We start from the raw sequence: 14,250 nt of genomic DNA, 5'->3' as shown, positions 1-14,250 counted from the left end.
CGGCAAAGGTAGTATTTGGAACGAAGATTGGGTATACCAAGTTCACAACCCGTTAAAATAGACCTAAAACGCCCTAATGGGTTGAAAATGCGGCTTTTTCATCGTTTCTTTAGGGCACTTCAACTACAGGGATATACCCGACTTCTGCCAGCCATTCATTTATAAAGCCTTTTTATGCCCGAAAATTCCGTGCCCATATCCCAAAGGGAGGGGTATACACCTACCCGTTTTACCCGTTTTCTCTGGTGGCTCTCTACTGCCGAACCCGAAATATTGACCGATTGTGTGGTTGACCGGAACCGGTATGCCATTGTGGGAATGACCGTTCTGGGCACCTGGGCCTTTGCCACCCTTGCCTGGACCTATTTTTTCAGTACCGTAGTGGGCAACTGGGCAGTGGCTGTTTTGCTGGGCTTATTCATGGGTGCCATGATACTTACCATTGACCGGGCTTTGATCAAGGGCATCAGCCGATCCAATAAGCAAAGGTTTTTACCATTGGCTTTCAGAAGTGTGCTGGCCGTGGTGATCGGTTTGTTTATGGCACAACCAGCTTTGCTGTATCTCTTCGATAAGGAAATTCATGTACAGATCTCGTTGGATAATGAGCAACGCAAAAAAGACAAACGCGGCAGGCAGGATTCGGTATACTTTGCGGAAAGGACATTAATACAGCAAAAAAACAATTCCCTGCAACAGGCACTGAACAGCCGCTATGCAGAAGTAAGTGCCGCACGCGAGGCTTTTATCCGGGAAACAGATGGCACAGGTGGCAGTAAAAAAATCGGCCTGAAAGATATTGCCCAGGCCAAACAAAGGGAATATGAAAAACTGGATGCCGACTACCGGGTACTGGAGCAAGAGTTACGTCCCCAGCTCAGGAATAACGATAATTTACTGGCGCTGATCAATACATCGATAGAAAAGGAACAGGCTTCTTTTGCCTTGCTGCTGAATGATGGTTTTATCACCAGGATCGAAGCACTGAATCACCTCGTACAGAACAATACATCTGTGGCCTTCCGGTACTATTTACTGGTGGCCATCTTATTACTGATCGAACTGATGCCCGTCATCTCCAAAACATTATTACCTGAAGGCAGCTATGATACCAAACTGCGTTTACGTGAAGAACTGGAAAAGCAACTCACCGAAAATAACCATACCCGCGAACTGGCCCTGAAAGAATTATACAACCAGACCGCATTTGAACAGGACAGTCAATTTATCAAAGCATTTTTCAATCAATCGGAACAGGAACGACAACAGAAAATGGCAGCGCAACTGAAAGAATGGAAAGAAGGAGAAAACAAAAGCTTTGATAGCCTCTGGGAAGAGCTGAAGAGGGGGATGCTGACGAAGCAGGAGAATTGATGAACAGATGAATATCGAACGGACGAACAATGAACAGACGAACGAAAAATAAATCATCCGTTCATCTGTTCATCTGTTCGATATTCGATATTCCCTACCTCCCTCCCGGCGGACAATAGGTTCTCAGGTAATTCGTGTACAACTGATTCAGATGAGCCGATGTGCCTTTTCCTTCGAAGATGCCGTGCGTGCGGTTGGGATAACTCATCAACTGAAACTGTTTGCCGTTAGCGACAAGTTCATTGATCAGTTGTTCTGCATTATTGTAATGCACATTATCATCGCCGGTGCCATGAATGTACAGGAGATTACCCCGCAGGTTTTTAGCATGGGTGATGGGAGATCCGTTCACAAAATCTTCGCGGTTTTCCTGGGGCAAGCCCATATACCTTTCCTGGTAAATATTATCGTAGGTAAGCTGGTTGGCCACTGCGGCAATGGCAATGCCGGTTTTATAGATCTCGGGATAATTGAACAGCAAACCCAGGGTGGCAGAACCGCCCCCACTCCAACCCCAGACAGCGATCCTGGATGTATCAACAAATGACCATTTCATAATTTCTTTGGTGGCCATGGCCTGGTCGCGGAGATTGATCTGGCCTATTTTACGGTAGATGGATTTACGCCACTCTCTCCCCTTCGGTGCCGGTGTGCCGCGGTTATCCATGGTGATGTAGATATATCCGTCTTTGGCCATATTACCGGTATACATCCGGTTTATACCGGCTCCCCACTGGTCTTTGGCGTTTTGTCCGGCAGGCTCGGTGTACACGTAAAATACAACAGGATATTTTTTATTAGGATCAAAATTTTCCGGTTTGGTCATCCAGCCATCCATTTCAACACCATCCACTGTTTTAACCTTAAAGAATTCAACAGTTGATTTTGACTTGTCTGCTTTTGTTACTGCTGTATTTACATTATCTCCATTGAATGTTTTGTGATCTGGCAAGCTGATCCATTCGCGGGAAGGTGGTGTGTAATAGTTTGAGAAAGAGTGTTGCGCAAATTTAGCGCCTGGCGACATGTTATACGAGTGTGTCCCATTCTGGTTCATCGGCGAAACACGCTCTGCGGGTGAACTGCCATCCAGTTTGCTGCGGTACAGGTAACGCTGGGTGGCATTATCAGGGGTTGCATTAAAGTATACATATCCACCTGCTTCATCTACGGCCGTTACACCCATGATATCGTAATTCCCTTTGGTAAGCAGGGTTTCGGTTTTCCCGTCTCTGCTGATCCTGTATAAATGGCGCCAGCCGTCTTTCTCACTTGTCCATAAAAATTCTTTGCCCCCATTCAGCCAGAATTTATCCGAGAGTGAAGCAACCGCATCGATCCATGCCACATCGGTTTCCTGGTAGATAGAAGTGGATTTACCGGTTGCTACATCGCTCAGGAGGATATTACTTGTATTCTGTTTACGGTTCAGGTGCTGCATGATGAGTTGTGTGCTGTTGGCGGCCCATTCCATGCGAGGAACATAGGACTGCAGTACAGGATCCGTAGGGATCTGCATCCAGTTGGTTTTGGCAGTAACAATATCCACTACCCCGATTTTGTAGGGCGATGGAGCTTCCCCGGCAACGGGATATTCCAGCGGAACAGGGAAGGGATAAATAGAATCGGTGGTATTCACCATCAGGTAATTCTTTACTTTGGAAGCATTGATCTGCCAGTAAGCAATTTTTTTGCTGTCGGGGCTCCAGCGGAAACCATCTCTGCAGCCAAATTCTTCTTCATAGGCCCAGTCGAAAGTGCCGTTGATGATACTTCGGTTACCACCGGTAGTGAGCGGAGTAATTTTACCGGTAGTTAGCTCTTCGAGGTAAATATTGAATTCACTTACATACGCCACTTTTTTCCCATCTGGCGAAAACTTGGCAAACATCAGCGAAGAAGCCGGCTTTCCTTTTCCCAATTGTTTCAGACTTTTGTCAGCGATGTTCAGCACCCAGTAATCGCCACGGCTTTCTTCGCGCCAAACCCTTTTGGTATTAGTAAAGATCAATACTTTCTGGTCATCTGCAGAAAAGCTGAAATCACGGATGGCCAGTGATCCTGTATCATTTTTTGGCTTCAGTTGCGATTTGGATACCAACACTGTTTTGGCGAGAGAGGGCAGATCGTTTTTGATGATCTCTCCCCTTTCTATCGAAAAAAAAGCATTGCCTTCGCGTGTCCAGCGGATACCCTGCGAACGCAGTTCGGATACGAACAGTACAGACAGCAGCAAGCAGGCAGAAATGAACCAACTCTTTCTCATAGTTATTGTTTTAGAACCCTGAAAATACTTAATTCAGTTTATAGTTGTATGTACATTCCTGCATCGGTTGAATAGCAGGATCAATCAATATAAAAGCCCCGGCAATAGATCATTACCGGGGCTTTTGTAATTATTCTTTTATACTCAGATTAATGCATCCTGTAAAGAAGTGGTTTTGAAAGAACTCTTTTTCTCGTTATACGTTTTGGCAGCATCAATAAAACTTACAAATAAAGGAGCCGGCCTCTCCACCGTACTTTTCAGTTCGGGGTGAAACTGTACACCAATAAAGAAGGGATGGGTAGGGATCTCTACAATTTCTACCAGTCCGGATTCAGGATTTCGGCCACTGGCCATCATTCCATTATTTTCAAACTGGGCCAGGTATTCATCATTGAATTCATAGCGGTGACGGTGGCGTTCTGTGATCATGGTTTCACCATATATTTTTTCTGCCAGGCTACCGGCTTTGATCTCGCAGGGATAAGAACCCAGACGCATGGTACCACCCATCATCCGGATCTTCTTCTGCTCTTCCATCATATTAATCACCGCATGCGTAGTAGTTGTATCCATTTCTGTTGAGTGGGCATCTTTCAATCCCAACACATTTCTGGCATATTCAATCACTGCCATCTGCATACCCAGACAGATCCCGAAGAAAGGCAATCCTTTTTCACGGGCATATTGTACTGCAACAATTTTCCCTTCAATACCCCGATGGCCAAATCCAGGTGCCACCAAGAGTCCATCCAATCCGTCTAATTTTTCCGATACATTTTCTGCCGTGATAAATTCACTGTGCACATTCACCACCTGCACTTTCACTTCGTTCATGGCACCGGCATGTACAAAACTTTCGAGAATGGATTTGTACGCATCCTGCAGTTCAATATATTTTCCGATCAGGCCAACGGTTACTTTGCTTTTCGGATATTTCAGTTTATCAAGAAAGCCTTTCCATTTATCGAGCTGCGGTTCACCATAACCGGTAATCTGCAGTTTCTTCAGGCAGATCAGATCCAGTTTTTCGCGAAGCATATGCAAAGGCACTTCGTAAATGGTAGAAGCATCCATCGCTTCAATCACCGCTTCTTGTTTTACATTACAGAACAGTGCGATCTTTCTTTTGATATCATTATTCAGCGGCTCTTCGGTACGGCATACAATGATATCCGGATGCACCCCTGTTTCGCTGAGCATTTTAACACTGTGCTGGGTAGGTTTGGTCTTGAGTTCCTTGGCCGCTTTCAGGTAAGGGATCAGGGTCAGGTGTACCACCATCACATCTTCTTCGGGCAGTTCCCACTGTAATTGACGAACCGCCTCAATAAAAGGAAGACTTTCAATATCCCCCACCGTTCCGCCAATCTCTGTCAGGATGATATCATATTTATTATCCTCCCCCAGCAATAACATCCTTCTTTTGATCTCATCGGTAATATGGGGAACTACCTGTACGGTTTTACCCAGAAAATCGCCGGCTCTTTCTTTGTTGATCACCGTCTGGTAAATGCGGCCGGTGGTTACATTATTGGCCTGTGTGGTAAAAATATTGAGGAAACGCTCATAGTGCCCCAGATCAAGATCGGTTTCTGCACCATCTTCTGTTACATAACATTCACCATGCTCATAGGGATTCAGTGTACCGGGATCTACGTTGATATACGGATCGAATTTCTGGATGGTTACCCGTAAACCCCTTGCCTGCAACAATTTTGCCAGCGAAGCAGCAATGATTCCCTTTCCTAAACTACTGGTTACACCCCCGGTAACAAATATAAACTTGGCCATAATATGGTAATTAATTAATACGTGTTTATTACAATAATGTCTTTTTCAAAAAGTATAGCCACACCACCCCGTTTTGTATAGCATCCATCACTGACCTGGTGCCATACAAAATAGATTGCCGCCAAAAAGCAGTTATTGCTTTTGCGACCTGAAATCAAAGAATATTGACCCTGGAAAAATAAACTGTGCGAGAAAAATTTCGGAGGTCATACAAACCTACAGCAAATAATTTGTTCAAAAAAATAGCTGGGTGCCAGCCAACAAATTTTTATAGTAAAGTGTTAATTCCAGGTGTACATCTTTATTCAAAAAAACGTCTATATGAGAAAAATCCTCGTCCTGACCCTGGCAGCTTTTGTGTCTGCCACTTTTCTGAGTCACCGATACAAAAGTCCTGAACCCGAAATGCTTACCCCGGGCTGTTACGTAAGCTGCTACAATGGCGATGTACGGGAGCAATTCCGCCAGGAGGCCAATACCCTCGCTTTTGCCAGTATGCATGAAGCCCCTAACTATTATACACTCCAGAACCCAACCGGTAATACAGTATCGTTTACAGCGGCAGATGGCTCTACCGCCATGGGATATGAGATCAAAAGCAAAACCAAAAGCAACAAATGGATCTTTGTGATCCAGGAATGGTGGGGACTGAACGATTATATCAAGCGCGAAAGTGAGATATTAAGCAAAGAACTGGACAATGTAAACGTACTGGCCATTGATATGTACGATGGCAAAGTGGCCGCCACCCCGGATAGTGCCATGAAACTGATGCAGGCTGCCAAAACCGAACGCCTGGAAAATATTGTAAAGGGTGCATTGGTCCACGCTGGTAAAGATGCCAGAATCTACACCATTGGCTGGTGTTTTGGTGGTATGTGGAGTTTACAAACCACATTACTGGCCGGCAAACAGGCGGCGGGTTGTGTGATGTATTATGGCAGACCCGAAAACAACCTGGAAAAATTAAAAACACTGAACTGTGATGTGATCGGTTTTTTTGGCAACCAGGACCGTAGTCCGTCGCCAGAAGTGGTAACCAAATTTGAAAGCGATATGCAGACCGTGGGTAAAAAACTCACCGCTTACAAATATGAAGCCAACCATGGTTTTGCCAACCCCAGCAATCCCAGCTTTAATAAATCTGCCACAGAAGATGCCCATGCCAAAGCAGTGGCTTTTCTGAAAGAACATATGAAGTAACAGAAAGTATACTTATATAAAAGGCAAGCAGCTTCATCGCTGCTTGTCTTTTATATATATACGATACCACTTACATATCGTTGACGATTTTTTTATAACTGGTTACGATGCCTTTGATGAGGGAAGAACTAAAGCCCTGGTGTTCCATCTCGTTCAAACCGGCAATGGTACAGCCTTTGGGAGTGGTAACTTTATCAATCTCCTGTTCGGGATGTGTATTGCGCTGCAGTAATAATTCTGCTGCACCTTTTACGGTTTGTGCGGCTATCAAAGAAGCAGTAGCGGCACTGAACCCGATCTCGATCCCGCCCTGGATATTGGCGCGGATATAGCGCATGGCATAGGCAGTACCGCAGGCACCAAGCACTGTAGCCGCATCCATCAGTTTCTCCTCTATAAAAACAGATTTACCCAACTGCTCAAAAAAATCAGCTACATACGAAAGCTGATCCTGGTTGGCACCATGCGCACAGATACAGGTCATACTTTCCTGAATGGCAATCGCGGTATTGGGCATGGCACGGAATAAAGCAAAATCATTCCCCACGATTTCCTGCAGGTCTTTGATCCAGACACCGGTTACCACACTGATCAATGAATGCTTTTTTACATCGAGAAAAGGCTGGATCTGCGTGAGTACTTCTTTTACCTGAAAGGGTTTTACGGCCAGCACAATCCAGTCGGCATATTTTACTGCCTCGGTATTATCGTTGCTCACCATTACCCCCCTTTCCTCCAGCGATTTCAATGCGCCGATATTCCGTCTGGTAACGATCAGATGGTTAGGTAAAATAAACCCACTGTTGATCAGTCCCTCAGCCATGGCAGCTCCCAGGTTACCACCTCCGATAATGGCTATTTTCTTACTCATGACGATTGCTTTGTGTGAAGATAAGCAATAACAGATAGACGGGAAGAGTCAGTCTACAAAACTGATAGATAACAGAAAGCAATTATAGATATTGTCCCGTACGAAGGTAACCGCGTACATAATCATCCACACCGGCTTCCAGCGAGTAAAAGGGTTTGCTGTATCCGGCATCCTGTAGTTTTTTCATATTAGCTTCTGTGAAATACTGGTATTTATCACGGATATCTTCGGGCATATCAATGAAAACAATATTCGGGGATAAATCCAGTCCGGCAAAAGTGGCTTTTACCAGATCATTGAAAGATCGGGCTTTACCGGTACCCAGGTTATACAAACCATTGCAGGCAACGGTCCATTGCTGATGGTGCATAGAATGCATGATCCATCCGATCACACTTACCACATCTTTTACATAAATAAAATCACGCAGCTGTTCGCCGTCTGCAAAACCTTCTTTGTGGCTTCTGAACAGTTTTACCACCCCATCTTTTTTGATCTGGTTAAAAGAATGCCAGATCACGCTCGCCATTCTTTCTTTATGGTATTCATTGGGACCGTACACATTAAAGAATTTCAGACCCGCCCAGTAAGGAGGGGCTTCCCTTTGCTGTAATGCCCATTTATCAAACTCATTTTTGCTGATGCCATAAGGATTGAGCGGCTTTAATTTTTCCACCACGGCATGGTCATCATTATACCCCAGTTCGCCGGCACCATAAGTTGCGGCAGAAGAAGCATAAATCAGTGGAACACAATTAGCGGTACAATACTGCCAGATATCTTTTGAATACTGCACATTCAGTTCTTCATGAATGGCATAGTTAAATTCGGTGGTATCTGTCCTGGCCCCCAGGTGGATGACCATGTTTATTTTGGGTTGATGTGCAGCTAACCAATCAAACAGGTTATACCGCTCAACGATCTCTGCATACTTTTTAGATTCCCAGTTCTTTCTTTTCTCTTCGATCCCGAAATCATCTACCAGGATCAGGTTATCCATTCCATGCCCATTCAGAAACTGCACCATACAGGAACCGATAAAACCAGCCGCCCCGGTAACAATCATGTATCCCGACTCAGCTTTTGCAGTATGTGATTGTTTTTCTGTCATGAAAATTAAATCTGTTTAATCAGCAAAAAATCATCTTCCCTTTCCGGATCACCAGTTCTTCTGTTCTTTGTTTTATGTTCCGGGTTCTCCGTTCCTTGTTCGTCTGTTCCTTGCTCTTCTGTTCTTCTGTTCAATATTCCCTGTTCGATATTCAACCTTCTCCTTCCATCGCCAACAATTTCTCAATCGCTGTATCATATTTTTCTTTCCACACACCAATACTACCCCAGTTCTCACCGTTCACTTCAATATTACCCGAAGTAACCGGTCCCAGTTGCGCAATGGTTACGCCGGCAGCTTTGGCTTTCTGCATAATGGTGGCTACCTGCTGTGCTGAACAGGATACCACTACCCTGCCCTGTGCTTCGCCAAACCAGTAAGCGTCTTTACGCAGTTCTGTTTTTGCAGCTACTATGAATCCAAGATTTTGATTGAAGCCGCTTTCGAGCAAAGTGATGGCTAATCCACCCTCACTGATATCATGTGCGCTATTGATCAGTTTTTCTTTGATGATGTCTGTCACCAACTGCTGCACGGCCAGTTCTTCCTCCAGGTTAAAATAAGGAGCCGGAGAGTATTCTGTCTTCTTCAATTTATGCAGGTATTCAGAAGAGCCAATATCATTTTGTGGTTTGCCGATGAGCAGGATCTGGTCCCCTTCCTTTTTAAAATCCATCGTCATACGGTTCGAGAAATCATCCAGGATACCCACCATACCGATAGTAGGAGTAGGATATACAGGACCATCGGGATTCTGGTTATAGAAACTCACATTACCACCTGTAACTGGTGTATTGAATTTCCGGCAGGCATCGCCCATACCCGTAACCGCTTTTACAAACTGGTAATACACTTCCGGATCATAAGGATTACCGAAATTGAGACAGTTGGTAACACCAATGGGTTCGCCACCACTGCAAACAATATTACGTGCCGCTTCTGCCACAGCTATCATACCTCCCACATAAGGATCGGCAAATACATATTTGCTGTTACAGTCTACGGTAATAGCCAGGGCCTTACCGGTACCTTTTGCCAGCACAATGGAAGCATCGCTGGGTGCATTGGTAGAGGCATTGGCCGCTCCCACCATACTATCATACTGTGTATACACCCAGCGCTTGGAAGCGATATTGGGAATCTGTACCAATTGCTCCGCCACCGGTTTCAATTCGGTTACATCAGCAATCGTATTACTGTCAAATGCTTTGATCTTCGCAAAATAGGCGGGCTCTTTGTATTCGCGGGTGTACTGAGGTGCGCCACCACCCAAAACCAGTTCGTACGCTGGAATTTCGGCTTCCAGTTGGCCATGCATATAGAATTTCAGCAGCCCATCATCGGTTACCTGACCGATCTCGCTGCAGCTCAGGTCCCATTTCTCAAATACCTTTAATACAGCAGCTTCTTTACCTCTTTCCACTACTACCAGCATCCGCTCCTGGCTTTCGCTCAGCAGCAGTTCCCAGGCTTTCATATTTTTTTGGCGGGTAGGTACTTTATCCAGATCAATACGCATACCCACACCACCTTTCGCACTCATTTCGGCGGTAGAGCAGATAATACCGGCAGCACCCATATCCTGCATACCGATCACAGCGCCGGTTTCGATCACTTCCAGACAGGCTTCCAGTAATTTCTTTTCCTGAAAAGGATCACCCACCTGAACGGCCGGTAACTCTTCCACACTGTCTGATGTAATATTGGCCGAAGCAAAAGAAGCCCCGCCAATACCATCTTTACCTGTGGCACTACCCACAAAAAATACCGGGTTACCGGTTCCTGCGGCGGTAGCACTCACCATTTTATTGGCCTGCATAATACCTACACTCATCGCGTTCACCAATGGGTTGGTATGATAACAGTCTTCGAAATAGACTTCTCCGCCCACTGTAGGTACACCAAAACAGTTACCGTAATGACCGATGCCGTGTACCACACCACTTAACAGGCGTTGTGTTTTTTTATCTTTCAGGTTACCAAAACGCAGGCTGTTCAGCGATGCGATGGGGCGGGCGCCCATGGTAAAGATGTCACGCTGTATACCACCCACCCCGGTAGCCGCACCCTGAAAAGGTTCGATGGCGCTGGGGTGGTTATGACTTTCAATTTTAAATACTACACCAAAGCCATTACCCATATCCATTAAACCGGCATTCTCTTCTCCGGCGGCTACCAACATACGGCCACCATCGCGGGGAAGGGTTTTTAACCATTTAATGGAGTTCTTGTAACTACAGTGTTCGCTCCACATACCACTAAAGGCACACAACTCGGTAAAGTTGGGGGTGCGACCTAATTTCTGTTTGATGAGTTCAAATTCTTCGGCTGTTAAGCGAAGTTGTTCGGCTGTTTGGGCGGTAATTTCCATGATGCCGCGAAGGTAAGAAAGTAGCTGTAAGAGGCAAGATGAAGTTTTGCAGTATCAGCCGGTCGTGTGGAAAATCTGGTTCCTGCACGACCGGCTGTAGATTATCCCTGCGACTTTACCAGTCTGCCGCTGCCCGATACCCTTTTTGTGATATCAGTAGCCGCTCCCTGGTAACTGATATTTCCGCTGCCGCTGATACTGGCATCGATCCGGTTGTTGGCATTGATTTTAATATTCCCACTGCCACTTACATGGGCGCTGGCATTTTCTGTGATCAGGCTGCTGCAATCAGCATTACCACTGCCGCTGATGCGGATATTCACGGCGTTAGCGGAACCGCTGAGACTGATATTGCCGCTGCCGGAGATAGCCAGTTCGGCTGTTTTGATCTTGTGAATACCCATCCGGATCTTACCGGAGCCGGATAATTTGAATTCGGTGGATCCTTCATTACTGAATTTGCCATCGCCCAAAATATCACCACTACCGGACAATGATATCCCGGTTAAACGGGTAAGGGATACATATATAGTGATCTTATTTTTAGAACGCAGGTTATAGGATTTGCGGGCGCGGATGACCAGTTTGCCATCATCTACTTTGGTTTCGATGTATTCGAGCAGGTTTTCATCTCCCTCTACCTGAATAGAACCGCTCTCACCATACGCCACCATTACATCCCAGGAACCCGAAGAAGAAATGGCTGTAAAATTTCCTACCTGGCGGTTTTCTTTTTGTACACGGCCATTGCCTTCTACTTTCTCCCAGAGACCCCATTGTGCCATTACCGGCAAGCTTGCCAGAACGGCCAGCAGCATCATTAGTTTTTTCATGTGATTGATTTAAGTTCTGGTGAAACGATAAAGCAGCGGAAAAGTTACAGGGCATTTTGAATCATTCTAAAATGATCATATTAAAATAAAAACAAATTAATATTTATTCTATGTTTTTATTTTTCCACATTTTACCAGTTTTTAAGAAGTTCGTGAACGCTAAAATTGATTTTGTGAAGGAAATACGCGTATTTTTGGTCAGTCAAAAAAAATTAAACCTATGTCTTTACGTTTTTCAGCTATCGAAAACATCTCTAAAGAAAGTGGAGATGCTCCGGCTCCAGCAAGTACAAAGATCACGGCTATTTTTAATGAGAACGTGTTCACGTTAAAAACCGCGCGTGAGTTTCTGACGGATGAAGCTTATAAAAGTTTGGTAACCAGTATCCGTGGTGGTAAAAAAATCGACCGCGCCGTTGCTAACCAGATCGCCAACGGTCTTCGTGCCTGGGCTGAGAGCAAAGGGGTTACCCACTATACACACTGGTTCCAACCATTAACCGGTACCACTGCTGAAAAACACGACTCTTTCTTTACCCTGAAAAGCGACGGCACTGCGATTGAAGAATTTGATGGCGCAGCCCTGATCCAACAGGAGCCTGATGCATCTTCTTTCCCCAGCGGTGGTATCCGTGTCACTTTCGAAGCCCGCGGTTATACTGCCTGGGATCCTTCTTCCCCTGCTTTTATCATCGAGATCGGACATGGTAAAACACTGTGCATCCCTACCATCTTTGTTTCTTATACCGGCGAATCACTCGACTATAAAGCGCCTTTGCTGAAAGCACTGGAATCGCTGAACAAAGCCGCGGTAGATGTTTGTAACTATTTCGACAAAAACGTTACCAAAGTAACCGCTACCCTGGGTTGGGAGCAGGAATATTTTGTGATTGATGAATCACTGGCTATGGCCCGTCCGGATCTGGTTCAGTGCGGACGTACTGTTTTTGGTGCTTCTCCTGCCAAAGGGCAGCAGCTGGAAGACCATTACTTTGGTTCTATCCCTGAAAGAGTATATGCTTTCATGCGCGATTACGAGCAGGAAGCCTACAAACTGGGTATCCCTTTACGTACCCGCCACAATGAAGTAGCCCCTGCACAGTTTGAGTGTGCCCCCATTTTTGAAGAAGTGAATATTGCCGTTGACCACAATACCCTGTTAATGGATGTGATGAGCCGTGTGGCCAAACGCCATAAACTGGTGGTATTATTGCACGAGAAACCTTTTGCAGGCATTAATGGTAGCGGCAAACACAATAACTGGAGCATGGCCACCGATACCGGTGTAAACCTGCTGGCTCCGGGCAAAACGCCTAAGACCAACCTGATGTTCCTCACTTTCTTTGTGAATACCATCAAAGCGGTACATGATTATGCAGATATCCTGCGTGCGGCCATTGCTTCTGCCCCCAACGATCACCGTTTGGGTGCCAATGAAGCGCCACCTGCCATCATCTCTGTATTCGTGGGCCAATATCTCGCCAAAGTACTGGCCGATGTGGAAGCCCGTGTGAACACCAAGTTCGACGAGCAGGACGAGGCCATCCTGAAACTGGATCTGCACCGCAGTATTCCGGAACTGATGCTGGATAATACCGACCGTAACCGTACTTCTCCCTTCGCCTTTACCGGTAACAAGTTTGAGTTCCGCGCGGTAGGTTCTTCTGCCAACTGCGGTATTTCTATGACCGTATTGAATACCATCGTGGCTGATACCCTCCGCAAATTCAAATCGGAAGTAGATGGTTTGATCGAGAAAGGAGACAAGAAAGAAATCGCGATCATGCACGTGATCCAGAAATACATTGTAGACAGCAAAAAAGTATTGTTCGAAGGAGATGGTTACAGCGACGAATGGCATCATGAAGCAGAGCGCCGTGGTTTACCTAACCTGAAAACCACCCCGGTGGCACTGGATGCTTTACTGACAGACAAAGCCAAACACCTGTTTGCGAGCACCGGCGTTTACTCGCACACAGAACTGGAAGCCAGACACGAGATTGAGCTGGAGAAATACATCAAAAAAGTGCAGATCGAAGCCCGTATCATGGGAGATCTGGCTACTAACCATATCCTGCCCGCAGCCATCAAATACCAGAATGAACTGTTGCAGAATATCAACGGTTTAAAAACCGCCGGTTTACCGGAAACTGCGTATGCCAGTCAGCTGGAGATCCTGAAAACGGTGAGCAACCATATCCAGGTGATCCATACCAAAGTGCATGAGATGGTGGAAGCCCGTAAGATCGTTAACAATATCGACAACAGTCGCACCAAAGCCATCGCTTACGAAAGCCAGGTAAAAGCTGCTTTCTTTGATGAGATCCGCTACCATGTAGACAAACTGGAGCAACTGGTTGACGACGATATCTGGACCTTACCTAAGTACCGCGAGATGTTGTTTTTACGCTAATACTTTTTGACTTG

9 protein-coding genes are annotated in these 14,250 nt (G+C 45.7%); 3 read left to right on the top strand and 6 right to left on the bottom strand.

Features of this window, described 5'->3' with window-relative positions; all coding sequences use genetic code 11:
* Positions 1-174: 174 nt before the first annotated feature.
* Positions 175-1,374, top strand: coding sequence for a DUF4407 domain-containing protein (locus AC1RNB_RS14280; RefSeq protein WP_493083834.1), 1,200 nt, complete (start codon positions 175-177; stop codon positions 1,372-1,374).
* Positions 1,375-1,468: 94 nt separating this feature from the next.
* On the opposite strand, the gene AC1RNB_RS14275 is transcribed toward AC1RNB_RS14280, so the two are convergent.
* Positions 1,469-3,640, bottom strand: coding sequence for a S9 family peptidase (locus AC1RNB_RS14275; protein WP_493083832.1), 2,172 nt, complete (start codon positions 3,638-3,640; stop codon positions 1,469-1,471).
* A 144-nt stretch (positions 3,641-3,784) separates the two neighbouring features.
* Positions 3,785-5,434, bottom strand: coding sequence for a CTP synthase (pyrG, locus tag AC1RNB_RS14270; protein ID WP_493083830.1), 1,650 nt, complete (start codon positions 5,432-5,434; stop codon positions 3,785-3,787).
* A 321-nt stretch (positions 5,435-5,755) separates the two neighbouring features.
* On the opposite strand from pyrG, the gene AC1RNB_RS14265 reads away from it, so the two are divergent.
* The gene (locus tag AC1RNB_RS14265) at positions 5,756-6,637 is read left to right on the top strand and encodes a dienelactone hydrolase family protein (RefSeq protein WP_493083828.1); all 882 of its coding nucleotides are present in this window, start codon (positions 5,756-5,758) and stop codon (positions 6,635-6,637) included.
* A gap of 70 nt (positions 6,638-6,707) precedes the next feature.
* On the opposite strand, the gene proC is transcribed toward AC1RNB_RS14265, so the two are convergent.
* The 4 genes from proC to AC1RNB_RS14245 form a co-directional block, all read right to left on the bottom strand.
* The gene (gene proC / locus AC1RNB_RS14260) at positions 6,708-7,508 is read right to left on the bottom strand and encodes a pyrroline-5-carboxylate reductase (RefSeq protein WP_493083826.1); all 801 of its coding nucleotides are present in this window, start codon (positions 7,506-7,508) and stop codon (positions 6,708-6,710) included.
* A gap of 82 nt (positions 7,509-7,590) precedes the next feature.
* Positions 7,591-8,619 (bottom strand): ADP-glyceromanno-heptose 6-epimerase, encoded by a 1,029-nt coding sequence (gene rfaD / locus AC1RNB_RS14255; protein ID WP_493083824.1) that lies wholly within the window; start codon positions 8,617-8,619, stop codon positions 7,591-7,593.
* Positions 8,620-8,770: 151 nt separating this feature from the next.
* Positions 8,771-10,990 (bottom strand): phosphoribosylformylglycinamidine synthase subunit PurL, encoded by a 2,220-nt coding sequence (gene purL / locus AC1RNB_RS14250; RefSeq protein WP_493083822.1) that lies wholly within the window; start codon positions 10,988-10,990, stop codon positions 8,771-8,773.
* Positions 10,991-11,091: 101 nt separating this feature from the next.
* A complete protein-coding gene (locus tag AC1RNB_RS14245; protein ID WP_493083820.1) occupies positions 11,092-11,823 on the bottom strand; it encodes a head GIN domain-containing protein in 732 nt (243 codons plus the stop codon).
* A 220-nt stretch (positions 11,824-12,043) separates the two neighbouring features.
* Here AC1RNB_RS14245 and AC1RNB_RS14240 point away from each other — a divergent pair, with 220 nt between their 5' ends.
* The gene (locus tag AC1RNB_RS14240; RefSeq protein WP_493083818.1) at positions 12,044-14,236 is read left to right on the top strand and encodes a glutamine synthetase III family protein; all 2,193 of its coding nucleotides are present in this window, start codon (positions 12,044-12,046) and stop codon (positions 14,234-14,236) included.
* Positions 14,237-14,250 lie beyond the last annotated feature (14 nt).

The organism is Sediminibacterium sp. GW821-FHT12F12, assembly GCF_058806635.1.
Note: the sequence above shows the minus strand (reverse complement) of the source record. Positions and strands in the feature narration are given on the sequence as shown.